Here is a 26,916-nt window from a genome sequence, read left to right as displayed (position 1 = left end):
CAAAAGGAAAACCCGGCGTCGCGCAGCTTGGCCGGGTTTCAACTAGGTTATTTCATAATACGGTCGTCAACGTACTGACGTTTATCCGGCGCTGGCGGGAAGTACTGATACAGCCAGGTTTCGCTGATGGCGTCACCGCGACAGCGCAGGAACAGACGCATATCCACCGGGTCGGTGGAATCTGACGTAGGATACCAATCGAACAAGATACGGTAGCCGTCAAACGGTTCAACGTAGAGAATTTCGATCTGCTTCGCTTCCCCGCTGGAAAGCGTAATCACCGGTTCAATGCCCTTCGGTGCAGCCGCTTTCAAATCACCGCCGACAAAGTCGATAGCAAAACGGCGGGACCATTTGTCCGGATAATGCTCGCCCGGTGCCCAGCCTTCCGGGAAGCTGCCCATCCCGGTGCGAGTTGCCAGTACGCGGGCTAACGGCGAACGGACCGGCGGCATCGCGCTCCAGTACAAGCGATAGCTAAAGTTCAGCTGGTCGCCCGCTTTCATCGGTTTTTCCGGCTGCCAGAAGCAAACGATGTTATCCAGCGTTTCGCCGGTCGTCGGGATCTCCATCAGGCTTACCGCCCCTTTGCCCCACTGATTGCGCGGCTCTACCCACAGGCTTGGGCGCTTATTGTACCAGCCCATCACGTCCTGATAGTGGGTGAAATCACGGTCCAGCTGCAGCAGACCAAAGCCTTTCGGGTTCTTATCCTGATAGGCATTGAACTGCAGCTTTTGCGGGTTGTTCAGCGGACGGCAGACCCATTCGCCGTTGCCGAGCCACATCGCCAGACGATCGGAGTCGTGGATCTGCGGGTGAATGGTGTCGCAGACGCGGCGCTCGTTGTTGCCGCAGCTGAACATACTGGTCATCGGCGCGATACCCAGCTGTTTGATATCTTTGCGCGCATAGATATGGTTTTCCACATCCATAATCACCTGCGCCTTCTCGCAGTGCACCACGAATTTATAGGCACCGGTCACGCTGGCGCTATCGAGCAGCGCGTAAACCGTAAAGGTGGTGTCGCCCGGTTTAGCCGTTTCAAACCAGAAGGAGGTAAAGTCCGGGAACTCTTCGAGTGAGTCGGTATAGGTGTCAATCGCCAGACCGCGTGCAGACAGGCCGTACTGATAGGTGCTGTCGACCGCGCGGAAGTAGCTCGCACCCAGGAAGGAGACGATGTCGCGACGCGCCAGTTCTGGTGCCTTAAATGCGCGGAACCCCGCAAAACCGAGGTCGGTCTGCCCTTCCAGCTGTTTCGTATCCACGCCAGCATCGTTGTACTGGAACAGCTCCGGGCGGAAGTGGATTTCACGCGCCTGCTGGCTGGCCGGGTCGAGTGAGAACATACGCACGCGGCGGCGGAACCCCATGCCAACGTGGAAGAACTGAATATCCAGCTGGCGATCTTTCACGTTATTCCACAGGGAGTGCGCCGCATCGTACTGGATGCTGTTGTAAGCCTGTGGCGTCAGATTTGCCAGCGTCTCCGGCAGCGCGCGCGGCGCGCCGCTCCACGGCTGACGTGAGAGATCGTGAGCCATTGATTGCAGCACGCCAAAGTCAAAGCGACGGGTCTGGCCGTCGGCAATGTCAGACTCCTGCGCCAGCGCGGCCTGGGAGAAAAGCGATGCAAAACCGGAAGTCCCGCACACGGCGGCAACAGCCATTGAAGATTTTAGAAAGTGTCTGCGATTCATGCCTGGCAAAGCGTCCTTTTTATAGTCGGAATGCTGCAAAAAAATAACGGCGATACTATCGCCCACTCTAGACAAAATTGACTGATAATCCAATTGGTAGCGCAAGAAAATCTGCTAATCCAGGCTCACATGGTGTTTCATCACGCGTTTAAACAGCGCCAGCCGCGCGCGCATAAAACGGTTTTCCACACGGAAGCCAACGTGCTTATGTAGCCCAATACGCAGCAATCGGTCACGGCCACGTACCGAGGCCGGCCAACGTACGGGGCCCGTCAGAATCGTATGCTCCGCGCTGGCATGACGCGCGAAGTTCACCCAGTAATCGGCCACCTGGGCGGCAAAGGCTAAATCGCGCGGCGTGACATAGTCGCAGGATGGCGGTATGTGTCCCAGCGTATCGAAAACATAAGGCACTTCATTGCCATGCCACGCGCCGTGAGGATAGGTGTCGTGTTCCGCTTCGGCAACGTAGTCGAACCAATAGCGCCAACACGGTTGGTTCAACCGCTGCTGCGCCTGCATCACCACGTAGCCGAGCGTGGTAAACGCCATGTCGCGGCACACCTGACGCCCCAACTCCTCATCGCCCTTCACGCCGGGATAGAGCAGTTTGATTAATCCCAGTCCCAGGCGGCGCTCGCGGCGTAGCTTCCGGATTTCTCCGGCCAAATCGACGCCAAAGACAGCCATGACGCTCGCTTCGTCACTGTTGGAACCCACGAGTACCGGCATGGGATGCTGCTTTGCGGCGAAAAAAACATCCAGCATCGGCTGTGGCAATACCGCATCACCGACAATCGGCGCCGGCCCCAGGTTATGCGGAGCAGTCAACGACCAGAATGCATCAGCCGGGATTTCACGCAGACTTTGCGCAGACGCGTCGGGAAGATTGAAGTGTTCAGCTAACCGTTCGCCGCGGGCCAGTGCCGTTTCACGCGGCATATCCGGCAGCGTATAGCCGCTCTGGATAATGGCTTTATGGAACAGTCCTTTCGCCTTAGGTGAAGCCATCAGTGATAGCACGCTGCGCGCGCCTGCTGATTCACCAAACAACGTGACGTTGTCACGATCCCCACCAAAGGCAGCGATATTGTCCTGCACCCAGCGTAGCGCTGCGATTTGGTCCATCAGGCCAAAGTTATACAGCCGTTCGCCCTCTTCTTCTTCCAGCGCCGGATGGGCGAAAAAGCCCAAATGGCCCAGGCGATAGTTGAGCGTCACCACCACCACGCCACGCCGTGCCAGCGCCTTGCCGTCGTACGGCGGCAGCCCACCCGCGCCAATCGTAAAACCCCCGCCGTGCAGCCAGACCATCACCGGCAACGGCGCATGACGTTCGGCGGGTGCCCAGACGTTGAGATAAAGGCAATCTTCTGAGAAGAGACCCGGATCGCCGCCGCCAAGCTCCTGGCAGTATTCACTGTTTTGCCAACTGGAAGCAGAAAAGGTCTCAGCGGGGCGAATGCCCTGCCACGGTATGACTGGCTGCGGCGCGCGCCAGCGCAGGGGGCCAACCGGCGGTGCGGCATAGGGAATGCCGCACCACAGATGGATATCCTCATCCACTCGTCCTGACAACGACCCTTGTAAGGTCTCTACGCGCGTTGAGGCATTCTGCATCGGTGTTCATCCTTTTTTGTTGATTCCTATGCAGATTAACCGTTTCAGAGCAAACCGCAACGGCGTTTGCTACGCACCTCCGCGTCTTCATAGAGCCTGAACTCATCCAGGACTGGCCGTCCCAGGGCGGCTTCAAAGGCACTGCGGCTGGCATTGCCATGGCTGCGCGTCTGCGCATCGCCGCCCAGATTCGACTGGAAAATCCCGGCAGCGCTCACCGGCAGAAAATCTTCATAGGTGATGGGCTGCGCGGTTATCCAGCCGCGTTCAATAAACGGTTGCGGGTCGTCACCCGGACGAATCGCCTGTCGGTGCGCATCGCCACTCGGCGTCAAGCGATAGCGGAACCAGGCCAACCCCTGCTGACGCAGGAGGAATTCGCTATCGGGAAAGGCTTTAAACACCTCTTGCAGATGCTGCTGATGAGTGAGGTTATCTTTTCCCACGCCCGCTTCGCTCAACAACCGGTCGTATAGCGCTCGCCCTTTCGGCGTTAAAGCCACCCCGCGCTGCTCAATTTCACCAAAACGCGCGGTATGCGTGCCGCTGGCATCGCCGGCAAATGCCACCGGCTCTTCCAACGCCTTAAAGCTGGTCTGCCGCAGCACTAGCGGTACCGCACGTCGCGGCGGCCCTTCAATCACCGCCTTCGGCTCAATGCCATATTCGGCCATCAGCGACTGCACTTGATCGATATCCAGCGTGCGCGGCGTCAGGTGGTTAATATGACAACCGGGGAAGCAAACCACGTCGGCAATCAGCCGATGCTGGCGGTTCAGCGCCTCGTAGGTAGCTTTGTCTACCGTGGTATGCCGGTGCCAGCGGAAGGTCTCCAGCGCTTCATGAACAAACTCCTTGGCCTGCTCGGCGTTGAAACCGTTCTGCTCATCATGAAGATTCATCAGCGCTCGACAGCGCGGGGTGAAAATATCGCGCCGGGCGAGAATTTTCGCCGCCTTTTCGCGCAGCGCGGGATCGTCGATCAGCTCCAGACGCAGTAGCGAGGTGAAGATGCGGAAGGGATTGCGTTGTAACGCGGCATCATCCACGGGTCGAAACGCGGTGGAGTGAACCGGCACGCCAGCGACCGACAGATCGTAATACCCGACCGGCTGCATCCCCATAATGGCAAACATGCGACATAGCGTCGCCAGTTCTTCAGCCGTTCCCACCCGTATGGCGCCATGACGCTCAACGTTCAGACGCGCCAGCTCATCGGCGTTCGCCAGCTGTTCATGCAGGCGTGCATTATTTTCCAGTACCGCCAGATTTACATCAGCGACAAGCGCTAACAACGTGCCATATTGCGGGACTTCCTGCTGGTACATTGCCGACATTGCTTGTGAAAACTCTTCCCGAATATCATCTGCTGATAGGGTGTGCGCCATGTTGTTCCATCTCCTGTGCCTATATTTGCAGTGTAGGTAAGCACATGAGGCTATGCGGTAAGAATTTACAAAGTGTGATCCCGGCGACTGAGTTGATTTCACAGTGAATCCCGGCATTTACATAACCACAGGTTATTTAAAACACACCTTAAATTCACTATTAATTAACAATGCATTTACACACACTGTGTGAGGCAATAATAAAATACCCTACACGGAGCCACCTATGAGCACAAAATGGTCACCGCAAGAAGTGATTCACCGGGATTACAACAATCACCCACCGGCTTTCGCGCCGGGTTACAAAACCAGCGTGTTGCGCTCGCCGCGTAACGCCCTTATCTCATTGCAAAACTCGTTATCTGAGATCACCGGTCCGGTCTTCTCCCAGCAGGACATTGGCCCGCTGGATAACGATCTGATTCTGAACTACGCCAAAGACGGCCTGCCGATTGGTGAGCGTATTATTGTTCACGGCTACGTGCGTGACGGCTTCGGGCGTCCATTGAAAAATACGTTGGTCGAAGTGTGGCAAGCCAACGCAGGGGGCCGTTACCGCCATAAAAAGGATCAGTACCTGGCCCCCATCGACCCCAACTTTGGCGGCTGTGGCCGCGTGATGACGGATGAAAACGGCTATTACTTCTTCCGCACCATCAAGCCCGGGCCGTATCCATGGCGCAATCAGGTCAGCGACTGGCGACCATCGCATATCCACTTCTCGATTTTTGGTGAAGCCTTTGCTCAGCGCCTGATTACACAAATGTACTTTGAAGGCGATCCGTTAATTAAACAGTGCCCTATCGTGCAAGCCATCAATAACGACGATGCGGTTCGTACGTTGATTGCTGAACTGGATACTCACGCCGCCGTGCCGCTTGACTGTCTGGCCTATCGTTTTGATTTGGTACTGCGCGGCCAACGCGCCACGCTGTTTGAAAACCGTACGCAGGGGGCTGCACGATGAAAGACTATTTACCCGAAACCGCCTCGCAAACCGCTGGGCCTTACGTCCACATTGGGCTCGCGCCAGACGCCGCCGGTTTTCATATTTTTGAGAAAAACTTTGGCCCAACGCTGGTTAACAGCCATACCCCGGGTGAACGCATAGCCATTGAGGGCCGCGTGTTCGACGGCTCTGGTACGCCGGTTCGCGACGTACTGATTGAGATCTGGCAAGCTAACGCCGATGGGCGCTACAACCATGTCGCCGATCGGCAGGAAGGCAAGTCACTGGACGCTGATTTCCGCGGCTGGGGTCGCGCCTGCTCTAACTTTGACAGTGGCGTCTGGCGCTTCGACACGATTAAACCGGGGCAAGTCGTGGGTCGCGATGGGCGCTTAATGGCGCCGCACGTCAACCTGTGGATCGTCGCGCGTGGTATCAACATCGGCCTGAATACCCGCATGTACTTCTCTGATGAGCAGGAGGCCAATGCCAGCGATCCGGTGCTCAACCTGATCGAGTGGGAAGTCCGTCGCCAGACGCTGATTGGCCACAAAGAAACCCGTAACGGCGAGACGGTGTATCACTTTGATATTTATCTGCAAGGCGATAAAGAAACGGTCTTTTTTGACGTATAAACGCTGATATCTCCGGCGTCTCTGCGCGCCTCTGAGCTTCTTAACCCGGCAGAGTGCAACGACGCCGGGTTATCCCACCACGCAACAAAACGCTTGTCTGTTAAACCGCACAAATGTTAATAATAATTTGCTAGCAAGTTATCAAAATTAAACAACATTACTTGTCACCCATGCTGCTCTGTTTTTAACATCGCTTATGGAAAAAAACGCTCTCTTTAGTCAGCGCATTCGCCTGCGCCATTTGCACACTTTCGTGGCCGTCGCCCAGCAAGGAACATTGGGGCGCGCGGCTGAAACACTTAATCTCAGCCAGCCTGCACTCTCCAAAACGCTGAATGAGCTCGAACAGCTCACCGGCACGCGGCTTTTTGAGCGCGGTCGTCTGGGCGCGCAGTTAACCCTTGTTGGCGAACAGTTCTTAACCCATGCGGTCAAGGTACTTGATGCGCTGAATACCGCCGGGCAGGCGTTGGTTCGTAAAGAAGGTGTTAACAATGATGTGGTGCGAATTGGCGCACTGCCCACCGCGGCGCTGGGCGTTCTCCCGGCGGTAATTGGTCAATTTCATCAACAGCAAAAAGACGTCACCCTCCAGGTTGCCACCATGAATAACACCATGTTGTTGGCGGCGCTGAAGTCCGGAGATATCGATCTTGGTATTGGACGGATGTCTGACCCGGAACTGATGACCGGGCTAAACTATGAGCTCTTATTCCTCGAGTCGTTGAAGCTGGTCGTGCGGCCTGACCACCCTATCCTGCATGAAAACATCACCCTGAGCCGTGTACTGGACTGGCCGGTTGTCGTTTCACCAAAAGGTACAGTGCCACGTCAGAATGCCGAGACGCTACTGCAGAGCCAGGGCTGTAAAATGCCTGCGGGCTGCATTGAAACGCTTTCTGCATCGCTATCACGCCAGCTGACGGTTGATTACAACTATGTCTGGTTCGTGCCTTCCGGCGCGGTGAAGGACGATTTGCGGCGCGGTACGCTCACCGCGCTGCCTATTGCGACTCAAGGCCAGGGGGAACCCATCGGCATCCTCACCCGCGTAGACACCACGCTCTCCTCCGGCGCACAGACGTTATTGAGCGCCGTTCGTAAGTCGATGCCTGCCTGATGATGTACTTCGTGGCCTGTCCGGGCCACGAAGACGCGCTAGCTGGCTTGTTTATCCGTATGCGCCCAGGAAAGCTTAGGGAAAGCGTCAATCGCGCTTTCCAGGGACAAATTCACGACGCTGATATTATTCAGCTCGCAATAGGATTGTGCGGCATAAAAAGAATGACAGATTTGGTCAAAATCACGGTCGAGTCGCGTGCCCAATTTATCCGTCACCGTTTCATAAAAACGCGGTTGGTTAAAATTATTCATATCCAACCCTGCGATATATATCTGTCGATAACCCAACGCACAGGCAATTTGTAACGCCGGGTAGACTACCGTACCATAATCAAACAGCCCATACTCAATGTTATCTGAGAAGCCCGCCCCATCCAACCAATGGTAATGCTCATCATTAATAATCAGTTTCTCTTTTGCGGCGAGGAATTTATAGACGCACTCGCCGGATACAGCTTCGAACACCTTGAAACCGCAGCGGATATGCCGCCATTCAATGTTGGAGAAAATGGTTTCCAGCGTTGTATAAGGACAAAAAACCGTGAGGTCGTCTCGCGCAACCAGTTTCTTGACCAGCGATAAACGGCGGAGCACGAAATTTCTGTCCGTAATGGCATACCATTTAAAATCAATGGTTTCCATTGAAATTGCGCCATTAACACCAAAGTAATCAAACGATGCATTGAAAAAATGATTATCGATATGATTGACGGACGGTCCCGTTGCCATAATAAGCAGCGGCTTGTTTCTTTTTTCTTTGCCAACGCAAGGGGTGTTTATCTGCTTATGTTTAAAAAACACAGCATCGATACTCCCTTTTTCATTTCTCACCACTTTAAAAAAAGGCCATAGATTTTTATTGTGGTGATACTGTTTCGAGTGTGTCGTCCGGTACAATGTCTTGCAAAACCATTTAGATAAATTATTAATTGCCATCATAATATTTATTCCATGAATAAATGCCAGCAATATATGGCAGGCTCTGTTATTATAAGTTACAGCATAAAATAAAAGGCCATAAGTTAACGTTTTTCCAATAAAAGAAAAGGAATACTTTTTATTTTAACCCGGATATTAATGTCAGAATATTGCAGATGAAAAATTCAGAATTTAGCTCGTCTTAAAATTACTGCTACGTTAACGTCATGTCTTCGCTCTTCACCCCAATGTTCTGCCCCCCTCAGCCGACGGTTGAGTGACGCATCGAGAGTCTCCAGGCAGCAACGCTTACAATACCAATATGCAAATAATGCGAAATTATTTATTAACAATTGCGCAATGCAATTTAACAGATCTATCATAGCCATAAGTTAACCAAATGGTTCACATGTGTTTTCATTTGCGAACCATATACCCCAATTAGAAACAACCAGGCATTTCATTCAAAACACCATCGCGACATCATTAACTCATTTGGTTCAGTCGCGTGCATTTTATGCTGTCGAAAGGAGAACAGTATGGCTACTGGCAACGTGCCGCGAGGATTTCCCCGAATCCTGCAGTGGCTTCTTATCGGGCTGATGGCAATCATCGGTCTGGCGATTGGCGCGCTGGGGGCAAAGCTTGCCGCCGTGGGCGGCACCTGGTTCTTTGCCCTGATGGGGCTGGTCATGGTGGTCAGCGCCATCCTGATCGCCCGTCATCGTCGCGGCGGGATTGTGCTGTATGCACTGGCCTTTATCGTCGCGATCGTCTGGTCTATCAGCGATGCGGGCTGGGAATTCTGGCCGCTCTTCTCACGTTTGTTCGCCTTTGGCGTGCTGGCTTTCCTCTGCGCGCTGGTGTGGCCGTTCATGTCCGCTAACCAACCCGCCAAAAAAGTCCTGCCATTTGGGCTCGCTGCGGTCATTGCCGTAGCCCTGCTGGCAAGCGTTGGCGGTATGTTCAAGCCGCAAACGTTGGTTTCCGCTACCGAAGCGGTACCGGTTAAACCGGTCACCGCCGGTGAGGAACAGAAAAACTGGGAGCACTGGGGTAACACCACCCACGGCGATCGTTTTGCGGCACTGGACCAGATCAACAAGCAGAATATCAATAAACTGCAGGTGGCATGGACTGCCCATACCGGCGATATTCCGCTGAGTAACGGTTCGGGAGCAGAAGATCAGAACACACCGTTGCAGGTGGGTGATACCCTGTTTGTCTGCACGCCATATAGTAAAGTGCTGGCGTTGGACGTTGATACGGGTAAGGAGAAGTGGCGCTATGATTCAAAAGCCACCGCACCAAACTGGCAACGTTGTCGCGGCCTGGGCTACTTTGAAGAGACCCCGACATTAAGCGCAGCGCAGACAACGACACAGCCTGCAGCCTGCCCGCGCCGCCTGTTCCTGCCGACCACCGACGCGCGCCTGATCGCCATCAACGCCGATAATGGCGCACTATGCGAAGACTTTGGTCACCACGGTATTGTGGATCTGAGCGTTGGTATGGGTGAAATCAAACCGGGCTACTACCAGCAAACGTCCACACCGCTTGTCGCGGGGAACGTGGTGGTCGTGGGTGGTCGCGTCGCCGATAACTTCTCTACCGGTGAACCGCCAGGTGTGGTTCGTGCCTACGACGTACGTAGCGGCAAACTGGCCTGGGCGTGGGATCCGGGTAATCCAAACCTGACCGGCCTGCCGCCGGAAGGCCAAACCTACACGCGCGGTACGCCGAACGCCTGGTCGGCAATGTCCTATGACGCGAAATTGAACCTTATTTATCTGCCAACCGGTAACGCGACCCCGGATTTCTGGGCCGGTGAACGTACCGCACTGGACGATAGATACAGCTCTTCCATCGTTGCCGTTGATGCGACTACCGGTAAAGTACGCTGGCACTATCAGACCACGCACCATGACCTGTGGGACTTTGACCTGCCTTCACAACCGCTGCTGTATGACCTGCCGGACGGTAAAGGCGGCACCACACCAGTGCTGGTGCAGACCAGCAAGCAGGGCATGATCTTCATGCTTAACCGTGAAACCGGTGAGCCCGTCGCAAAAGTTGAAGAACGTCCGGTTCCTGCCGGCAACGTGGATGGCGAGCGTTATTCTCCTACGCAGCCTTACTCCGTCGGCATGCCGATGATCGGCAATGAGCAGTTAAAAGAGTCCGATATGTGGGGCGCGACTCCGGTTGACCTGCTACTGTGCCGCATTCAGTTTAAAGAAATGCGCCATCAGGGTATCTTCACCCCGCCGGGCGTCGACCGTTCCCTGCAATATCCGGGGTCACTGGGCGGTATGAACTGGGGCAGCGTCTCGGTTGATCCGAACAATAGCCTGATGTTCGTTAACGATATGCGCCTGGGCCTGGCTAACTACATGGTGCCGCGTGAAAATGTGGCGAAAGGCGCCAGTGGTATTGAGATGGGAATTGTGCCGATGGACGGTACACCTTACGGCGCGATGCGCGAACGCTTCTTGTCGCCGCTGGGTATCCCCTGCCAGAAACCGCCGTTTGGCACCATGTCCGCGGTGGATCTGAAGTCCGGTAAGATCGTGTGGCAAGTACCGGTGGGTACCGTAGAAGACACCGGCCCGCTGGGTATCCGCATGCATATGCCGATTCCGATTGGCATGCCGACACTGGGCGCATCGCTGTCAACGCAGTCGGGTCTGCTGTTCTTCGCGGGCACCCAGGACTTCTACCTGCGCGCATTTGACACTGCGACCGGCAAAGAAATCTGGAAAGACCGTCTGCCTGTTGGCAGCCAGTCCGGCCCAATGACCTACGTATCACCGAAAACCGGCAAGCAGTACATCGTCATTAACGCCGGCGGCGCACGCCAGTCGCCGGATCGCGGTGACTATATCATTGCATACGCCCTGCCGGATTCGCAGTAATCCTCTTCCCCGTAGCCAGCCCTGGCTACGGGTTTTTTCTGCTTATCAGAACGTTTCCCAGTTATCCGCACCTGCCGTGGCCACCACCGGACGCGTCGGCGTAAACGCCGGTTTGGCACTGGACTTTTCATGTCCATGATTTTCACTATGCTGGATACGGAACGCCCCGACGGCTTCGGTAAGGCGTGCCGCCTGCTCTTCCAGCGAAGCCGCCGCCGCAGAGGCTTCCTCGACCAGCGAAGCATTTTGCTGAGTGACATTATCCATCTCGGTCACCGCCTGGCTGACCTGCTGTATACCGCGGTTTTGTTCATCGGAGGCGGCCGCAATCTCCAGCATAATATCCGTCACGCGTTTTACCGCATCAACGATATCCGTCATCGTCGAGCCTGCACGCACCACTTCATCCGAGCCGCGCTCAATTAAGGTGACAGACTCGCTGATCAGCCCTTCAATCTCTTTCGCCGCCTGGGCGCTGCGGCTTGCCAACGTGCGCACTTCGCTGGCCACCACCGCAAACCCGCGGCCCTGTTCGCCTGCACGCGCCGCTTCAACGGCTGCGTTCAAGGCGAGAATATTGGTCTGGAAGGCAATACTATTAATGACCGACGTAATTTCCGAAATTTTCTTTGAACTGGTTGAAATACTGCCCATGGTTGCCACCACACCGGACACCAGTTGACCACCGCGTGACGCTTTACCGGAAGCATCTTCCGCCAGTTTGCTGGCATGATGGGCATTGTCGGCGTTTTGTTTCACCGTCGCGGTCAGCTGTTCCATACTGGCCGCCGTCTGTTCAATAGCCGCGGCCTGCTGTTCAGTGCGGGAAGAGAGATCGGTGTTACCTACTGAAATTTCGCTGGTTCCACGGTAGATCTCTTCGGCTCCCTGACGCACTGTGCCAACCGTCTGCACCAGCGCATGCTGCATTTTTTGCAGGTTACCGTTGAGCTGGCCAATTTCGCTGCGCCCAACCGGTTCATCCGCCATCGTCAGGTCGCCGCTGGCAATCTGAGCGATACGCGCGCCGGCACGTTGCAGTGGCTGAATGACCACGCGGCGTAATGTGGTAAAGGTCAGTACCGTCATCACGAAAGCCAACACGAAGGCACCCATCATAAAGATGATGCCGAGACGGGTACGATCGTGAGCCATCTCAGCTAATTGATTAGCCCGCGCGGTACGGATATCAATCACTTTCAGCCGTACGTCGTTGTAGGCATCATCCAGCGCACGGGCTTGCTCACTTTCGTAGTTGATGATCGCTTCAAACATGCCGTTCTGGGCATATTTCAGCATCGGTTTCATCCCTTCCAGGTAGGCGTTATAACGTTGATTCATTTCACCATCCAGCGCCTGGTCGGCCGGGGTTTTCACGCCTCTGTCGGTGTAAACCTTAAATCCGGCCTGCGAACGCTGAATCCATTGAGCTGCCGCCGCGAGATTTTTCTTCATGCTCTCCATTTCGGCAATTCGACTATCCGCCCCGGCGTGGATCATCATCAAACGCGCTTCACGCAGGTAGTTAGCGCTGTCGGAGATCCCCACTCGTACCTGTAACTCATGGGTAACATCACGTTGGTCAATATCGGCTTGCCACATAAAGTAGCCAGCCAGCCCCGAACTCAGGGCAAAGAGCAGCAGGATGCTGCCAAGAACGGAACCAAAAAACGGCACCAGGCGGATGTGATGTAAAAAACCGATCTTTTGCGCACGGTTCGGCGCAGCCTTTTTATTCATGAGTAGACTCTCTTGTACTTGAGGTAAGTACTAGAGTCATCGGCCATCGCCGCTAATTTCTTATCAGGAAAGGTACAAAACGTAAGGCGGGTCACACTTCATGCAACCAGCGGGAAAAATCCCGCTGGTTGGCGGCGTTATTTATCGCCGAAATGAATAACGGTACGGATAGATTTGCCTTCATGCATCAGATCAAACGCTTCGTTGATCTGCTCCAACGGCAAGCGATGGGTGATAAACGGGTCGAGCTGAATTTTGCCCGCCATCGCGTCCTCAACCATGCCAGGAAGCTGAGTCCGGCCCTTCACGCCGCCGAACGCTGAGCCGCGCCATACGCGGCCAGTCACCAGTTGGAACGGTCGGGTTTTGATTTCCTGACCCGCACCGGCGACGCCGATGATGATGCTTTCACCCCAGCCTTTATGGCAGCATTCGAGCGCAGAACGCATCACGTTGACGTTGCCGATACATTCAAAGCTGAAGTCCACACCGCCATCGGTCAGTTCGACGATCACATCCTGAATAGGCTTATCGTAGTCTTTCGGGTTGATAAAGTCGGTCGCGCCCATTTCTGCCGCCAGCGTAAATTTCTCAGGGTTGGTATCAACCGCCAGAATACGCCCCGCCTTCGCCTGTACCGCGCCCTGGATCACCGCCAGACCGATACCACCAAGACCAAAGACCGCCACGGTATCGCCTTCTTTCACCTTCGCCGTGTTATGCACTGCGCCAATACCGGTGGTCACGCCGCAGCCCAGCAGACAAACTTTATCCAACGGCGCCTGCGGGTTCACCTTCGCCAGCGAAATTTCAGCCACCACGGTGTATTCGCTGAAGGTGCTGGTGCCCATGTAGTGGTAAATCGGCTCGCCGTTATAAGAGAAACGGGTGGTACCGTCCGGCATCAGCCCCTTGCCCTGGTTGGCACGAACGGCCTGGCACAGGTTGGTTTTACCGGATTTACAGAACTTACACTCGCCACATTCAGCGGTGTACAGCGGAATAACGTGGTCGCCCGGTTTCAGGCTGGTGACGCCTTCTCCCACTTCAACCACTACGCCGCCACCTTCATGGCCCAGCACCGCCGGGAAAACGCCTTCCGGGTCATCGCCAGACAGCGTGAACGCATCGGTATGGCAGACACCGGTATGGGTGATTTTGACCAGCACTTCGCCTTTCTTTGGCGGCGCGACGTCAATTTCAACAATTTTCAGCGGCTGACCTGGGCCAAACGCAACTGCAGCACGTGATTTCATAGCTGTCTCTTCCGTTGTGATGATTATTTTAAATAGGATCGTAGCAGATGACCGACTTCGGTCATGCGTACTGCACGCTGATCCGGAGTGGTGTCTCCACTAACCAATTCATCTTTGAGATGCATCTCAACCATCTCGCCCATCAGGCCGTTGGCGGCCCCGCGAATGGAGGCAATTTGTTGCAGGATTGTGAGACAGGACTCGCCGGATTCCAGCGCGCGCTCCAGCGCCTCAACCTGCCCTTTAATGCGGCGAACCCGGGTTAATGCGCGTTTTTTGTCTTCAGGTGAATGCGGCATAAGCCCTCCGGTAATATAGGGGGGTATACTATCAGTTGTTTTATAAAATTGTAAATGATTGCGCAAGATTTGCGAAAAGCAGGAGGGAATTGCCGGACGGCGGTTACCGCCTTCTCCGGCATTGATAACTCAGGACTGCAGCGTCGCCAGACGCGCGGCAAAACCGACAAACACCAGGCCTATCAGGCTGTTGCCAATCTTCGCCAGCTTCTTACGCGTTCTGACATAGCGGGTGACCAGCGAACCGGACACAATCAGGAAACTCAGATAGGTAAAGCTGACCAGCTCCAGCGTCAGCGCGAGGATAAAGAATGCCAGCCCCGGCGTTTTGGCGTGCACATCAATAAATTGCACAAAGAACGAAACATAGAACAGAATCGCCTTCGGGTTTGTCAGGCTTAGGGTTAACGCGCGTTTGAAGATAGCATGCCCCGGCTCAGGCTCGTCATCCTGCCCCGCCGTTTTGCGCTTGAGGGTGCTATAGAGCATCTTGCCGCCGAGATACAGCAGATAAATCGCGCCCAGATAACGCACGATATTAAACAACACTGGCGTCGTTTTAATGAGCGTAGCAACGCCAGCGAAAGAGAGAAACATCAGCACGGCATCGCCGATAAACACCGCCAGCGCGGCCATGTACCCTTTACGGATACCGTGCGCGACGCCGGTTTTCAGGACGAAAAAGGTATTTGGCCCCGGAACCAGAATAATAAAAATGGCCCCGAGTAAATACGTCCAGTAATTCAGCACGCCAAAATCTGCGAACACCCTGTTCTCCCTACGCATACGTAACAAAAATGATGGCGTATGGTAACGCGAAGCCCAGGGAGTTTAAAGCCTTCTTAACGCTTACGCGGCATCATCCGCAGCAGCGTGTTGTCCTTCCAGATATAGTGGTGTGCCAGCGCGGCCAGCGCGTGCAGACCAATCAACCAATAGCCCAGATTCGCGAGAATGACGTGGTACTGCTTAAGCGTATCCACCAGGTCGAAATTGGCCTCAGCGGCGTGCGGCATGGTGAGACCAAACGCCAGCCATGGGTTACCACGGTTATACATCAGCAGCAAACCAATCACCGGCAAGGCGATAAACAACAGGTAGATAGCCAGGTGGCCAAGGTGCGCCAGGCCGGTCATCATCGGCTTCGGTTTCGGCACAATCGGCGGCGCCGGGCGTTTGAGACGAATCAGCAGTCGCGCCACCATCAACACCAGAATGCTGATACCGCAGGAAACATGCACCATATTAATCATCGGGCGGTCACTGCGTGGAAACAGTCCGCGCAGTTCCATCGCCGCGTAGGCTACCACCACCAGCAGAAAAACCAGCCAGTGGATCGCAATTTGTAAGCGTGAATATTTATCGTTCATCACCGGGACACTCTGAAAAGTAATATAAAAAGCAAAATAGCCGCGTTTCCTTAAAAATTCATTAACTTTTTCATATCGATACAAATTAGTCGCGCAAAATAACATTGCCCTTCCCCAATGACTGAACTAAGCCTGGACAGGTGAAACATATAATCCACACTTATCTATCAGCGGTTTCAAGTACACGTATTGGGTTGACACCCCATCACTGACAGGAGAGCACCATGAGTAAAATTGGCATTAACGGGTTTGGACGTATCGGCCGACTGGTTCTGCGCCGGTTACTGGAGGTATCCAGCAGTCATGAAGTGGTCGCGATAAACGACCTGACGTCACCAAAAGTGTTGGCCTATCTCTTGAAGCACGACTCCAACTATGGCCCCTTCCCCTGGAGCGTTGATTTCACCGACAATGCGCTGATTGTTAACGGTAAAACCATTACGGTTTATGCTGAAAAGGAAGCAAAGAATATCCCATGGACCGCCCAGGGCGCTGAACTCATCGTTGAGTGTACCGGTTTCTACACCTCGACGGAGAAATCTCAGGCCCACCTCGACGCCGGGGCCAAAAAAGTGCTGGTCTCCGCGCCGGCCGGTGAGATGAAAACGCTGGTGTTTAACGTTAACGACGATACGTTGAATGCCAGCGATAAAATCATCTCCGTTGCCTCTTGCACCACCAACTGCCTGGCGCCGATGGCCAAAGCGCTCAACGATGCTTTTGGGATCGAAGTGGGGACGATGACCACCATCCACGCCTATACCGGCACCCAGTCGCTGGTCGATGGACCGCGTGGTAAAGATCTGCGCGCGTCACGTGCGGCGGCTGAAAACATCATTCCGCATACGACCGGCGCGGCAAAAGCGATTGGCCTGGTGATTCCGGCGCTCAGCGGTAAGCTGAAAGGTCACGCCCAGCGCGTACCGACAAAAACCGGCTCGGTGACCGAACTGGTCTCCATTCTCGGTAAAAAAGTCACCGCCGATGAAGTGAACCAGGTGATGAAAAAAGCCGCCGAAAACAACGAATCCTTTGGCTACACCGAGGAAGAGATTGTCTCTTCCGATATCATCGGTACCCATTTCGGTTCGGTGTTTGATGCCACTCAGACAGAGGTGACCGAAGCCGGTGGCCTGCAACTGGTGAAAACCGTCTCCTGGTACGATAACGAATACGGTTTTGTCACCCAACTGATTCGCGTGCTGGAAAAATTCGCCAAAATGTAATGCCTACGGCGGGCATCTGCGCCCGCCGCTTCTTTAAAAAATGCTCGTCCCATTTTCGGTTCTGAGCCACGTTGCACAGCAGGCGGGCAAGCGTAACCGGCGTGCCGAGGTGGTTGAGCCTTTGTTTATCGTGAAAAACGTATGATGGAGAGCATTATTTTATTTTTTAAGCTTTCCAGAGTTTTATCATGCGTAAAATGCCCAACGCGCTGGTATTTATGGCGGCAGTGGTTCCAGCAGCGTCGAGCTATGCCAGTGAGATAAACCTGTACTCCGTGAATACGGGCTCGTTTGTCTATCATGGGCTGCAATATAACTTTACCGACTACTTTGGCATTGAGAGCGGAATTATCCTGCCATCAATCTTTGTGGTGAGTATGCAGTGGAGTTTCCGTTAAGCGTATGGTCATCCCGGCGTCGCGATTGACTCGGCCGGGCGACATCACTCAAGCCAGCGTACGGCTGGCAAGCGCATGCTGTAATTGTGGATCGGTGCTGAGCTGCTGCCAGGCAGCCCCCACCGCCTCCGGAATATCAACATGGGCAATAAAGTCTTTGCCACGCGGTCCATATCCTTGCGCATCATCGCGTAAACGCGGCAACTCGCCCAGGATCAGCGACAGGTAGCGCGTTACCGACCATAGCCCTTCCACTGGCTGCTTCCAGGCAATACCGTCCAACGTATTCACTAATTCCGGTGTAAAGCCCGGATAGCTAAACCAGCGCGGCGCATCGCCAACATCCTGCCAGACGCGAGCGAAAGTCGCCATGGTACGGCGCTGCATGGTGGGGTCCTGGATCACCGTGGCCTGATGGGCGCTAATGCCCTGTTGTTCCATCATTGTGCGAGTAAACCAGGCGTTTTCACCGCAGTTGGTCGAGCGATCCTCAACCACAATCTGTTCACGCGGGATTGCCCAGAAACGGTGGGCAATTTCTGCCAGCAACACGGCCTCGGGCTGGCCCTGAGTTTCGATACTGCAATAGTGAGGATGACGGGCAATAGCCTCGTAGAGAAACGACGTTGAGTGGCCAATGCCACCGCTGATCAACAGCGTTCCACCATATTGACTGACCAACTGACAGGCGGCATCAATTGTCGGTATCACCGCGTTGCCCGCCAGTACCACCAGTTGACTCTCATGCGCCTCGGGTAGCGCAGTAAAATCATTTTGGGCCAACCATCTACCGAGAAGATTGGCGGCAGCCAGCGTATTTTCCGACAAATGTAACAGGCTCATCGTGGACTCTGCTCCTTTCTTTAACAGCGAATTGCGCGATAAAAACGCCCTCAACCCCGCCGCTTTGTAACAAAGATGAAATAACCAGAAACGTCTAAAAACAATGCGGTTGCACCTGAATAAAACGCTATAAAAACACATTTTATCGGAACTAAAAACCACTAAATGACAGATATCAAGTCATCACTAATGAAAACGCCTCTCATTTTAACTCACAAATTTCAACGCCGCGCTTGCCAAAGATAACACTTCTATCTAATTTTCTTAACAAACACACAACCTTTTTCACAATCCAGGTTGCACCCCTTTACAAAAAAGGTAGCACCTGATTTTAACCCAATGTGGCGGGAGTTATTCTTCATGACAATACAAGAAAGCAGCACCACGATCCTGAAAAAGAATAAAAGGGTTCTGATTGCTAGCCTGACGGGCAGTTCCATTGAATGGTTTGATTATTTTCTTTACGGTACAGCTGCTGCATTGGTGTTCAACAAGATATTTTTCCCGATGGTTGATCCGGTTATTGGCCTGATTCTCTCCTATCTTTCTTTCTCGCTGACCTTCTTCATTCGCCCGATTGGCGGCGTCATTTTTGCCCACATTGGTGACCGTATCGGACGTAAAAAAACGCTGGTGTTGACACTGTCGCTAATGGGAAGTGCAACCGTCATGATCGGTTTGCTGCCGACCTATGACCAGATCGGTATCTGGGCCCCCATTCTGTTGATTCTGATGCGTATCATCCAGGGTATGGGTATCGGCGGAGAATGGGGCGGCGCGCTGCTGCTGGCCTATGAATACGCGCCGGAAAAACGCAAAGGCTTTTTCGGCAGTATCCCGCAGGCGGGCGTGACTATCGGCATGCTGATGGCAACCTTCATTGTCTCACTGATGACGATGTTTAGCGAAGAGCAGTTCCTCTCCTGGGGCTGGCGTATCCCATTCCTGATGAGCGCCGTACTGGTATTGATTGGCCTGTGGATCCGTAAAGATATCGACGAAACCCCGGAATTCAAAAAGGTGAAAGCGTCTGGCAAAGTGGCAAAAGCGCCGCTGCGTGAAACGCTGACCCATCACTGGCGTGAAGTGATTATCGCTGCCGGGCTGAAGGTCGTGGAAACCGCACCGTTCTACATTTTCTCGACCTTTGTGGTCAGCTACGCCACCACCACCCTGACCTATCAAAAATCACAGGTGCTGGAAGCGGTGACGCTCGGGGCGCTGGTGTCGACGGTGATGATCCCGCTGATGGGGCTGTTGTCTGACAAAATTGGCCGTCAGCGCATGTACGCCATCAGCGTCGTGCTGCTGGGGCTCTTCATCGTGCCGTGGTTTATGCTGCTCAACACCGGCACCACCTGGGGCATTATCCTGGCGACCGTTATCACCTTCGGGATCCTTTGGTCACCGATTACCGCCGTGCTGGGGACGCTGTGTTCGGAGATTTTCAGCGCCAACGTCCGCTATACCGGTATTACGCTCGGCTATCAGATTGGTGCCGCGCTGGCTGGCGGTACCGCCCCGCTGATCGCCACCGGTCTGCTGGCAAAATACAACGGTGACTGGATACCGGTTGCCTGGTATCTGGCTGCCACGGTGGCTATCTCGCTGACGGCCATTTTCTTCGCCAGCCGCAGCAAGCGCCATGCGTCCTCGGTTAACGCACAGGCCAGCCGGATCTAAATCTGAAGCCCGGCCAGAGCCACCGCGCCTGGCCGGGTTATCCATTAACAGTCACCATCCAATAACAATTATTTTTCACATTCTCTTGAATTATGGTTCAGGGCGAACTTAAAATCATTAGAGCTCTAATGATTATGAATAAAACGCCATGGATAACCGCCAGCTGAATTTCTCCCACCTTCTCTACCTGACCGCCCACCACTGGCGGCTTGCCGTTGACCGCCGTCTGAAAGGGCTGGGCATGAGCCAGGCTACGTGGGTGGCGGTCGCCAGCATTGCGCGCAACGAACGCCCCCTGTCACAAACCGAACTGGCGCAGGAACTGGGAGTAGAAAACGCGACCGTGGTGCCGTTGATCAATCGGTTGGTCAGTCTCGGCCTGGTCGAACGCGTTATCACCGAGCGTGATAAGCGCAAACGCCTGCTGGTAGCGACGGAGAAAGGTATCGCGCTGTATCATCAGGTGAAAGACGTCGCCGACGCGTTGCGCGAAGAGATCATGACCGTCATCACGCCAGAAGAGCAGGAACAGACCTACGCGGTGCTGATGAAGCTGCTACGTGAAGTGGAGAAGAAATAATGGCTCCGCCCCGTCGCGATCCTTACGCCCCCCACGACTGGGAGCCGCACGAAAAACCGGCCATCCTCGGCTCGCCATCAACGCCAATCCACAGCACGCCAAAGCGCATCGCCTACGGCATTGTTGGGCTGTTGGTTTGCCTGACCGGCGCGCTTGGCAACGCGGTGGTCACCGCTAACCTGCAGAATTTACAAGGATCCTTCGCCGCCTGGTCGACGGAGATTGCCTGGCTGCCTGCGGTATACGTGATGACCAACGTCTCAATTAACCTGCTGCTGGTGAAGTTCCGCCAACAGTATGGCCTGCGCGCGTTTACCGAAGGTTTCCTGGTGCTGTACGTGCTGGTGACTTTCTTTCACCTGTTCGTCAACGATCTCAGCTCCGCGTTGATGGTTCGCGCTGCCCACGGCATGGTGGCGGCGGCGCTCAGTTCACTTGGTATTTACTATCAGGTCCAGGCCTGGCCGGCGAAGCATCGCCTGAAAGCGCTGACCATCGGCATTACCGGGTCGTCGCTGGCTATTCCTCTCGCCCGCCTGTTTTCCACCGAGCTCCTGCAAATTGACGAATGGCGCGGTCTCTATTTCTTCGAGCTGGGGCTGGCGTTGATTTCGCTGGCCTGCGTGATCGCGCTGAAATTGCCGCCAAGCGATCGCAAGAAAGTTTTTGAGAAGAAGGACTTTATCACCTTCATGTTGCTGGCGCCGGGCATGGCGCTGATCTGTGCCGTACTTTCGCTGGGCCGCCTCGACTGGTGGTTCGAAGCCCCGTGGATTGGCTGGTCGTTAGCCGCCGCGATCGTGCTGATTGTCACCGCCATCACGTTTGAACATAACCGTCGCAACCCGCTGCTGAACACCCGCTGGCTTTCCAGCGGCAGTATTCTGCGCTTAGGGTTGATTATGGTGTTAATTCGTATTGTTCTGGCCGAACAAAACACCGGCGTGATCGGCTGGCTGCAGTATGTCGGCCTGCAAAATGAGCAGATGACCGATCTGGCCTGGTTGATTTTCGCCGGCATCGTATGCGGCATTATCGCCAGCTGTCTGACGCTAAACCCGCGCCGTCTGTACTGGCCCACCGCCACGGCGCTGACGCTTATCATGATTGCCTCCTTGCTCGACAGTCAATCCAACAGCCTGACGCGCCCGGACCAGCTGATGTTCAGCCAGTTCCTGCTGGGGTTCGGCAGCGCCTTTTTCCTCGCGCCGGCAATGCTGGCGGGCATCGGCGGCGTGGTGGCCGACCAGCGCAATCTGGTGAGCTTCTCGGTGCTGTTTGGCATGAGCCAGAACGTTGGCGGACTGTTGGGTTCCGCTATTCTTGGCACCTTTCAGACCTGGCGTGAAAAATTCCACTCCAGCCAGCTTGCCGACCAGATTACCACCCTCAACCCACTGATTAATGAACGTTTGCAGCAGTATGCTCAGCAGTACCAAAGCCAGATTGGCGATAGCGCGCTGCTCAACGTTCAGGCCAGCAGCGTCTTACAAACCGTCTCGACGCTGGAGGCCAATATCCTCGCCTACAATGACACCTATATGCTGACGGCCGCGATTTCCGCCGCGACGCTGCTGTGGGTGTTCTGGCGATTATGCAGACTGAAAATCACTGCTCATATTGCGCTGAAACGCGCGACGGGCAGCAAGTAACAACAAGAGAGATCCGGAGTCGTCATGAGTCAGCAGGATGCGGCCCAGCAACAGGCCAACACCCGAAACAACATCCGCGTGGTGTCCATTTTTACCGCCGCCGCTATCGGCCTGGTTGGCGTACTGGTTGTGCTGTATGCCTGGCAGCTGCCGCCCTTCACCCGCCATAGCCAGTTTACCGATAACGCCTATGTACGCGGCCTGACCACCTTTATCAGCCCGCAGGTCAGCGGTTATGTCACCGGCGTTAACGTGCAGGATTTTAACCAGGTGAAAAAAAGTCAGGTGCTGTTTCAGATTGACGATCGCATCTATAAACAGCGCGTCCATCAGGCGCAGGCTCAGTTGGCCATGAAAGAGGCGGCGCTAAAAAACAATCTTCAGCAGCGAAAAAGCGCCGAAGCGGTGATCGTCCGTAATGAAGCCGCGCTACAAAACGCGCGCGCGCAAAATCTAAAATCACAGGCAGATTTAAAACGCGTCCAGGAGCTCACCGCCGATGGCTCGCTGTCAGTGCGCGAGCGCGATTCCGCTCGCGCCAGCGCCGCGCAAGGCGCAGCCGATATTGAACAAGCGAAAGCCACGCTGGAGATGTCGCGTCAGGATCTGCAGTCCACCATCGTTAACCGCGACTCGCTGGAAGCGGACGTTGCCAACGCCAAAGCGGCGCTGGAACTGGCGGAAATTGACCTGCAAAACACGCGCATTATCGCCCCCACCGATGGACAGCTCGGGCAGATTGCCGTGCGTTTAGGCGCATACGTCACCGCGGGCACGCACCTGACGCCGCTGGTTCCCCCGCAGCACTGGGTCATTGCTAATCTGAAAGAAACGCAGTTGGCAAACATCCGCGTCGGCCAGCCAGCGACGTTTAGCGTTGACGCCCTGAACAGCGAGAAATTCCGCGGTACCGTACAAAGTATCTCGCCCGCCACTGGCGTCGAGTTCAGCGCCATTTCGCCGGACAACGCCACCGGTAATTTCGTCAAAATCGCTCAACGTATTCCGGTACGTATCGCTGTTGACGACGGGCAAAAAAACCTTGAACGCCTGCGTCCAGGGATGTCGGTCCAGGTGACCATTGATACGCGCACGGAGGCGGAAAAATGATCCGTCCTCTGGCTCTTGCTTTCGCGATCGCCCTGGTGGGCTGCCAGTCGGCGGATGTCCAGCAGGCAGAACCTACGCTGGCAATTCCTGCCGCCTGGCGCGCCGATATCGGCCCGACCAGCGAGGTGGAAGGCGTCTGGTGGCGTAACTTCCACGACAGTGCGCTGAATCAGTACGTCGACCAGGCGCTGCGCCATAACAGCGACGTGCTGATCGCCCGCGAACGGGTCAACGAATATCAGGCCCGCGCTTACGCCGCCGACAGCAGCCTGTTTCCCTCACTGGATGCCAGCCTGAGCGGAAGCCGCGCTCGCGCACAGTCTGCCGCCACAGGCCTGCCGATTCACAGCACCGTCTATAAAGGTGGGCTGACGGCAAGCTACGATGTCGATCTCTGGGGCGCAAACCGCAGCGCGGCCAATGCCGCACAGGCCAGTCTGGAGGCGCAAAAAGCCGCCGCAGCCGCCGCTGACCTGACGGTAGCGACCGCCGTCGCCTCCGGCTATGTCACTCTGCTTTCACTCGACGAGCAGCTGCGCGTCACCGAACAAACGCTGAAATCGCGCGAAGATGCCTGGCATCTGGCAAAACGTCAATTCGAAACCGGCTATACCTCGCGGCTCGAGCTCATGCAGGCGGATTCAGAGCTGCGGGCAACGCGCGCTCAGGTTCCGGTATTACGCCATCAGATTGCCCAGCAGGAAAATGCGCTGAGCGTGTTGCTGGGCAATAATCCCGGCGCTGTCGCTCGCCATGAGTTTGCGCAGCTCACGCCGCTGACCTTGCCTTCTCAGCTACCGTCGACGCTTCTGGAGCGTCGACCGGATATCGTGCAGGCACAGCGTCAACTGCTGGCGGCCGATGCCACACTGGCATCGTCGAAAGCGCAGCTGCTGCCGTCCATCAACCTGACCGCCACCGGCACCCTCCAGGATCGCACCCTGCCCGACCTGCTCGATAACCCGCTACGTTTGTGGAGCCTTGGCGGCAGTATTCTGGCGCCGCTGTTGAACCGTCAGGCATTGAATGCGCAGGTTGACGTGTCGATGGCTCAACGCAATCAGGCGCTGTACGGCTATGAGAAAACGGTGCGTAACGCCTTTAAAGAGGTGAATGATAGTCTTGACGCTATCACTCGCTACGGCGAGCAGTTGGCAGAGCTCCAGGGGCAAGAAAACGTAGCTCAGGAAACGCTGCGCATTGCGCAGAACCGCTATCGCAACGGTTACTCGTCGTATCTTGATGTGCTGGATGCCCAGCGCACGCTGTTTTCAACGCAATTAAGCGAGGTGCAGGTAAAAAACAACCTGCTGCTGGCGCAAATCGATCTTTACCGGTCGCTCGGAGGCGGCTGGTCTTCAGTGTCAGGCTGACAAAACCTTAAGGGTGTCACAATGCAAAAGCAGTGGTCTGAGGTTGATAATTATCTGATCGAAAATTTAGTCCCCACCGATGCCGTGTTGGCGCAGGTGCTGGAAAACAATCACCGTGCAGGGCTCCCCGCGCATGATGTCGCCGCTAATCAGGGGCAGATGCTGGCGCTGTTTGTCCGTATGGTGGGGGCGAAATCCATTCTTGAGATTGGCACGCTTGGGGCTTACAGCACCATCTGGATGGCTCGCGAGCTGCCGCCTGGCGGGCGTTTAATCACTCTGGAGGCCGATCCGTTGCATGCGCGGGTGGCGCGGGAAAATATCGCGCTGGCGGGTCTGGAGGATCGCATTACGCTACGCGAAGGCCCGGCGCTGGATACACTGGCGACGCTGGAAGACGCCGCGCCGTTCGACCTGATTTTCATCGATGCTGATAAACCGAATAACCCCTACTACCTGCAATGGGCGCTGAAATACTCACGGCCCGGTACGCTGATTATCGGTGATAACGTGGTACGCGACGGCGAAGTCACCCATCCTGACAGCGATGATGAACGCGTACAGGGCGTCCGCCGGTTTATTGAGATGATGCGTAACGACCCGCGCCTGACGGCGACGGCACTACAAACCGTGGGTATCAAAGGCTGGGATGGCTTTACGCTGGCGTGGGTGAACGCGTAACGCGGTGACGGACAATGCGATCCCTCCTGCATTCCTCCTGATTCGCACTGGTATTTGCGCGTCGCGAGTTGCACCATCGGGCAAACGATGATGAGGGACGTATAATGACACGACGTTTTTTGCTGGTTTCACTGCTGGCCTTTTCCGCCAGCAGCTTTGCCGCCGATTACCCCGTTTTAACCCCGGCCACGCCGGAGTCGGTTGGTTTTGATCGCGCCCGGCTTGATAAGCTGGATAGCTGGATTCAGGATCAAATCAAGCAGGGTTATCCCAGCCTCAATCTGCTGATCGTTAAAGACAACCATATTGTTTATCAAAAAGCGTTTGGCGAGGCGAAAAAGTACGACGGTTCCACGTTAATGTCCTCACCGCTTCAGGCAACGACCGACACGCTGTACGACCTCGCGTCTAATACCAAAATGTACGCCACCAACTTTGCGCTGCAAAAGCTGGTTTATGAAGGCAAAATCCGCGTGGATGAGCGCGTTGCCACCTACCTGCCCGGCTTTGCCGATCGCCCTGACGATAAAATAAAAGGTAAGGATACGCTGCGCATCAGCGATATTCTGCACCACACCGCGGGCTTCCCCGCCGACCCGCAATACCCTAACCCACAGGTTGCCGGAAAGCTCTACTCCCAGGATAAAGCCACTACGCTTGAGATGATTAAGCGCACGCCGTTGCAGTACGTGCCCGGCACAAAGCATGTCTATAGCGACGTTGATTATATGATTCTCGGTTTTATTATCGAATCGGTGACGGGTATGCCGCTGGACAGCTACGTTGAGCAGACAATCTACCGTCCATTAGGGTTAACCCATACGGTGTTCAATCCGTTGCAAAAAGGCTTCAGCCGTAGCCAGATAGCGGCCACAGAACGCAACGGCAACACCCGTGATGGCGTTATCCATTTTCCGCATATCCGCACTCAGACAATCTGGGGGCAAGTGCATGATGAAAAGGCCTGGTATGCGATGGGCGGCGTCTCCGGCCACGCCGGATTATTTTCGAATACCCATGATATGGCGGTGTTGATGCAGGTGATGCTCAACGGCGGCGGCTACGGTAAGGTAAAGCTGTTCGATGCCAAAACGGTGGGCGATTTCACCCGCAGTTCAAAAGAGGATGCCACCTTCGGCCTCGGCTGGCGGGTAAACGGCAATTCGTCGATGACCACTACTTTCGGCAGCTTGAGCAACCAGCAGGTCTACGGCCATACCGGATGGACCGGTACGCTGACGGCGATCGACCCGGTTAACCAGATGGCGATAGTCATCCTCGGCAATCGCCCACACTCGCCGGTGGTCAACCCGAAGTCGAACCCCAATCAGTTCATCAGCGGACAGCTACCGATAGCAACCTACGGCTGGATTGTCGATCAGATTTACGGGGCATTAACCCACGGTTCATAGCTTGTTTAGCGAGATAAGTCGGAACCGCCAGCCATGGCCGCTC

At 55.1% G+C, this 26,916-nt stretch carries 22 protein-coding genes and 1 pseudogene; 13 read left to right on the top strand and 10 right to left on the bottom strand.

Features of this window, described 5'->3' with window-relative positions:
* Positions 1-47: 47 nt before the first annotated feature.
* From M989_RS11125 to hglS, 3 genes are all read right to left on the bottom strand, one after another.
* A complete protein-coding gene (locus M989_RS11125; protein WP_064545217.1) occupies positions 48-1,703 on the bottom strand; it encodes a glucan biosynthesis protein D in 1,656 nt (551 codons plus the stop codon).
* A gap of 114 nt (positions 1,704-1,817) precedes the next feature.
* Complete coding sequence (locus tag M989_RS11120; RefSeq protein WP_064545215.1) at positions 1,818-3,323, bottom strand: carboxylesterase/lipase family protein; 1,506 nt, start codon at positions 3,321-3,323, stop codon at positions 1,818-1,820.
* A 44-nt stretch (positions 3,324-3,367) separates the two neighbouring features.
* Positions 3,368-4,711, bottom strand: coding sequence for a 2-oxoadipate dioxygenase/decarboxylase HglS (hglS, locus tag M989_RS11115; RefSeq protein WP_064545213.1), 1,344 nt, complete (start codon positions 4,709-4,711; stop codon positions 3,368-3,370).
* A 226-nt stretch (positions 4,712-4,937) separates the two neighbouring features.
* On the opposite strand from hglS, the gene pcaH reads away from it, so the two are divergent.
* The 3 genes from pcaH to M989_RS11100 all read left to right on the top strand — a co-directional run bounded on the left by pcaH (position 4,938) and on the right by M989_RS11100 (position 7,415).
* Entirely contained in the window at positions 4,938-5,678 is a 741-nt protein-coding gene (gene pcaH / locus M989_RS11110; RefSeq protein WP_064545211.1) for a protocatechuate 3,4-dioxygenase subunit beta, read from the top strand.
* Complete coding sequence (gene pcaG / locus M989_RS11105) at positions 5,675-6,295, top strand: protocatechuate 3,4-dioxygenase subunit alpha (protein ID WP_064545209.1); 621 nt, start codon at positions 5,675-5,677, stop codon at positions 6,293-6,295. The genes pcaH and pcaG overlap by 4 nt, the downstream gene beginning before the upstream one ends.
* A 196-nt stretch (positions 6,296-6,491) precedes the next feature.
* Positions 6,492-7,415, top strand: coding sequence for a LysR substrate-binding domain-containing protein (locus M989_RS11100; RefSeq protein ID WP_064545207.1), 924 nt, complete (start codon positions 6,492-6,494; stop codon positions 7,413-7,415).
* 38 nt (positions 7,416-7,453) lie between these two features.
* On the opposite strand, the gene M989_RS11095 is transcribed toward M989_RS11100, so the two are convergent.
* A complete protein-coding gene (locus M989_RS11095; protein WP_157093536.1) occupies positions 7,454-8,356 on the bottom strand; it encodes a lipopolysaccharide core biosynthesis protein RfaZ in 903 nt (300 codons plus the stop codon).
* A 518-nt stretch (positions 8,357-8,874) separates the two neighbouring features.
* On the opposite strand from M989_RS11095, the gene M989_RS11090 reads away from it, so the two are divergent.
* Complete coding sequence (locus M989_RS11090) at positions 8,875-11,250, top strand: membrane-bound PQQ-dependent dehydrogenase, glucose/quinate/shikimate family (protein WP_064545204.1); 2,376 nt, start codon at positions 8,875-8,877, stop codon at positions 11,248-11,250.
* Positions 11,251-11,295: 45 nt separating this feature from the next.
* On the opposite strand, the gene M989_RS11085 is transcribed toward M989_RS11090, so the two are convergent.
* From M989_RS11085 to cybB, 5 genes are all read right to left on the bottom strand, one after another.
* Positions 11,296-12,990 carry a methyl-accepting chemotaxis protein gene (locus tag M989_RS11085; protein ID WP_064545202.1) on the bottom strand — a complete coding sequence of 565 codons (1,695 nt, stop codon included), beginning with the start codon at positions 12,988-12,990 and terminating at the stop codon, positions 11,296-11,298.
* 137 nt (positions 12,991-13,127) lie between these two features.
* A complete protein-coding gene (locus M989_RS11080) occupies positions 13,128-14,246 on the bottom strand; it encodes an S-(hydroxymethyl)glutathione dehydrogenase/class III alcohol dehydrogenase (RefSeq protein ID WP_064545200.1) in 1,119 nt (372 codons plus the stop codon).
* Positions 14,247-14,269: 23 nt separating this feature from the next.
* Entirely contained in the window at positions 14,270-14,545 is a 276-nt protein-coding gene (locus M989_RS11075; protein WP_064545198.1) for a metal/formaldehyde-sensitive transcriptional repressor, read from the bottom strand.
* 129 nt (positions 14,546-14,674) lie between these two features.
* Positions 14,675-15,313 (bottom strand): leucine efflux protein LeuE, encoded by a 639-nt coding sequence (leuE, locus tag M989_RS11070; protein ID WP_064545196.1) that lies wholly within the window; start codon positions 15,311-15,313, stop codon positions 14,675-14,677.
* Positions 15,314-15,387: 74 nt separating this feature from the next.
* A complete protein-coding gene (gene cybB / locus M989_RS11065; RefSeq protein ID WP_064545311.1) occupies positions 15,388-15,915 on the bottom strand; it encodes a cytochrome b561 in 528 nt (175 codons plus the stop codon).
* Positions 15,916-16,139: 224 nt separating this feature from the next.
* Between cybB and gap the strand changes: the two genes are divergently transcribed.
* The gene (gap, locus tag M989_RS11060) at positions 16,140-17,141 is read left to right on the top strand and encodes a type I glyceraldehyde-3-phosphate dehydrogenase (RefSeq protein ID WP_064545194.1); all 1,002 of its coding nucleotides are present in this window, start codon (positions 16,140-16,142) and stop codon (positions 17,139-17,141) included.
* 293 nt (positions 17,142-17,434) lie between these two features.
* Positions 17,435-17,539, top strand: a pseudogene (locus M989_RS26250) (hypothetical protein); the annotation flags it as partial.
* 48 nt (positions 17,540-17,587) lie between these two features.
* Here M989_RS26250 and M989_RS11050 read toward each other — a convergent pair.
* Positions 17,588-18,382 (bottom strand): YdcF family protein, encoded by a 795-nt coding sequence (locus tag M989_RS11050; RefSeq protein ID WP_064545190.1) that lies wholly within the window; start codon positions 18,380-18,382, stop codon positions 17,588-17,590.
* A 360-nt stretch (positions 18,383-18,742) separates the two neighbouring features.
* On the opposite strand from M989_RS11050, the gene M989_RS11045 reads away from it, so the two are divergent.
* From M989_RS11045 to pbp4b, 7 genes are all read left to right on the top strand, one after another.
* A complete protein-coding gene (locus M989_RS11045; RefSeq protein ID WP_064545188.1) occupies positions 18,743-20,065 on the top strand; it encodes an MFS transporter in 1,323 nt (440 codons plus the stop codon).
* 148 nt (positions 20,066-20,213) lie between these two features.
* Positions 20,214-20,645 carry a MarR family winged helix-turn-helix transcriptional regulator gene (locus M989_RS11040; protein WP_064545186.1) on the top strand — a complete coding sequence of 144 codons (432 nt, stop codon included), beginning with the start codon at positions 20,214-20,216 and terminating at the stop codon, positions 20,643-20,645.
* On the top strand, positions 20,645-22,297 hold the full coding sequence (locus M989_RS11035) for an MFS transporter (RefSeq protein WP_064545184.1): 1,653 nt from the start codon (positions 20,645-20,647) through the stop codon (positions 22,295-22,297). Before M989_RS11040 ends, M989_RS11035 begins: the two co-directional genes overlap by 1 nt.
* Positions 22,298-22,321: 24 nt before the next feature.
* On the top strand, positions 22,322-23,407 hold the full coding sequence (locus M989_RS11030; protein ID WP_064545182.1) for an HlyD family secretion protein: 1,086 nt from the start codon (positions 22,322-22,324) through the stop codon (positions 23,405-23,407).
* A complete protein-coding gene (locus tag M989_RS11025) occupies positions 23,404-24,780 on the top strand; it encodes an efflux transporter outer membrane subunit (RefSeq protein WP_064545180.1) in 1,377 nt (458 codons plus the stop codon). Before M989_RS11030 ends, M989_RS11025 begins: the two co-directional genes overlap by 4 nt.
* Before the next feature lie 21 nt (positions 24,781-24,801).
* Complete coding sequence (locus M989_RS11020; RefSeq protein ID WP_064545178.1) at positions 24,802-25,461, top strand: O-methyltransferase; 660 nt, start codon at positions 24,802-24,804, stop codon at positions 25,459-25,461.
* A gap of 104 nt (positions 25,462-25,565) precedes the next feature.
* On the top strand, positions 25,566-26,873 hold the full coding sequence (pbp4b, locus tag M989_RS11015; RefSeq protein WP_064545176.1) for a penicillin binding protein PBP4B: 1,308 nt from the start codon (positions 25,566-25,568) through the stop codon (positions 26,871-26,873).
* Positions 26,874-26,916: the final 43 nt, after the last annotated feature.

This window comes from Kluyvera georgiana ATCC 51603 (genome assembly GCF_001654985.1).
GTDB classification, from domain to species: domain Bacteria; phylum Pseudomonadota; class Gammaproteobacteria; order Enterobacterales; family Enterobacteriaceae; genus Kluyvera; species Kluyvera georgiana.
This window is presented reverse-complemented; position numbering and strand designations above follow the sequence as displayed.

What these genes read in the sequence shown, in the direction of transcription:
- M989_RS11020 (WP_064545178.1), top strand. Translation starts at nt 24,802, where the DNA reads ATGCAAAAGCAGTGGTCTGAGGTTGATAATTATCTGATCGAAAATTTA.
- hglS (WP_064545213.1), bottom strand. Translation starts at nt 4,711, where the DNA reads ATGGCGCACACCCTATCAGCAGATGATATTCGGGAAGAGTTTTCACAA.
- M989_RS11030 (WP_064545182.1), top strand. Translation starts at nt 22,322, where the DNA reads ATGAGTCAGCAGGATGCGGCCCAGCAACAGGCCAACACCCGAAACAAC.
- gap (WP_064545194.1), top strand. Translation starts at nt 16,140, where the DNA reads ATGAGTAAAATTGGCATTAACGGGTTTGGACGTATCGGCCGACTGGTT.
- M989_RS11035 (WP_064545184.1), top strand. Translation starts at nt 20,645, where the DNA reads ATGGCTCCGCCCCGTCGCGATCCTTACGCCCCCCACGACTGGGAGCCG.
- M989_RS11095 (WP_157093536.1), bottom strand. Translation starts at nt 8,356, where the DNA reads ATGATGGCAATTAATAATTTATCTAAATGGTTTTGCAAGACATTGTAC.
- pcaH (WP_064545211.1), top strand. Translation starts at nt 4,938, where the DNA reads ATGAGCACAAAATGGTCACCGCAAGAAGTGATTCACCGGGATTACAAC.
- M989_RS11085 (WP_064545202.1), bottom strand. Translation starts at nt 12,990, where the DNA reads ATGAATAAAAAGGCTGCGCCGAACCGTGCGCAAAAGATCGGTTTTTTA.
- pbp4b (WP_064545176.1), top strand. Translation starts at nt 25,566, where the DNA reads ATGACACGACGTTTTTTGCTGGTTTCACTGCTGGCCTTTTCCGCCAGC.
- pcaG (WP_064545209.1), top strand. Translation starts at nt 5,675, where the DNA reads ATGAAAGACTATTTACCCGAAACCGCCTCGCAAACCGCTGGGCCTTAC.
- M989_RS11125 (WP_064545217.1), bottom strand. Translation starts at nt 1,703, where the DNA reads ATGAATCGCAGACACTTTCTAAAATCTTCAATGGCTGTTGCCGCCGTG.
- M989_RS11120 (WP_064545215.1), bottom strand. Translation starts at nt 3,323, where the DNA reads ATGCAGAATGCCTCAACGCGCGTAGAGACCTTACAAGGGTCGTTGTCA.
- M989_RS11080 (WP_064545200.1), bottom strand. Translation starts at nt 14,246, where the DNA reads ATGAAATCACGTGCTGCAGTTGCGTTTGGCCCAGGTCAGCCGCTGAAA.
- M989_RS11090 (WP_064545204.1), top strand. Translation starts at nt 8,875, where the DNA reads ATGGCTACTGGCAACGTGCCGCGAGGATTTCCCCGAATCCTGCAGTGG.
- M989_RS11075 (WP_064545198.1), bottom strand. Translation starts at nt 14,545, where the DNA reads ATGCCGCATTCACCTGAAGACAAAAAACGCGCATTAACCCGGGTTCGC.
- M989_RS11040 (WP_064545186.1), top strand. Translation starts at nt 20,214, where the DNA reads ATGGATAACCGCCAGCTGAATTTCTCCCACCTTCTCTACCTGACCGCC.
- M989_RS11050 (WP_064545190.1), bottom strand. Translation starts at nt 18,382, where the DNA reads ATGAGCCTGTTACATTTGTCGGAAAATACGCTGGCTGCCGCCAATCTT.
- cybB (WP_064545311.1), bottom strand. Translation starts at nt 15,915, where the DNA reads ATGAACGATAAATATTCACGCTTACAAATTGCGATCCACTGGCTGGTT.
- M989_RS11100 (WP_064545207.1), top strand. Translation starts at nt 6,492, where the DNA reads ATGGAAAAAAACGCTCTCTTTAGTCAGCGCATTCGCCTGCGCCATTTG.
- M989_RS11025 (WP_064545180.1), top strand. Translation starts at nt 23,404, where the DNA reads ATGATCCGTCCTCTGGCTCTTGCTTTCGCGATCGCCCTGGTGGGCTGC.
- M989_RS11045 (WP_064545188.1), top strand. Translation starts at nt 18,743, where the DNA reads ATGACAATACAAGAAAGCAGCACCACGATCCTGAAAAAGAATAAAAGG.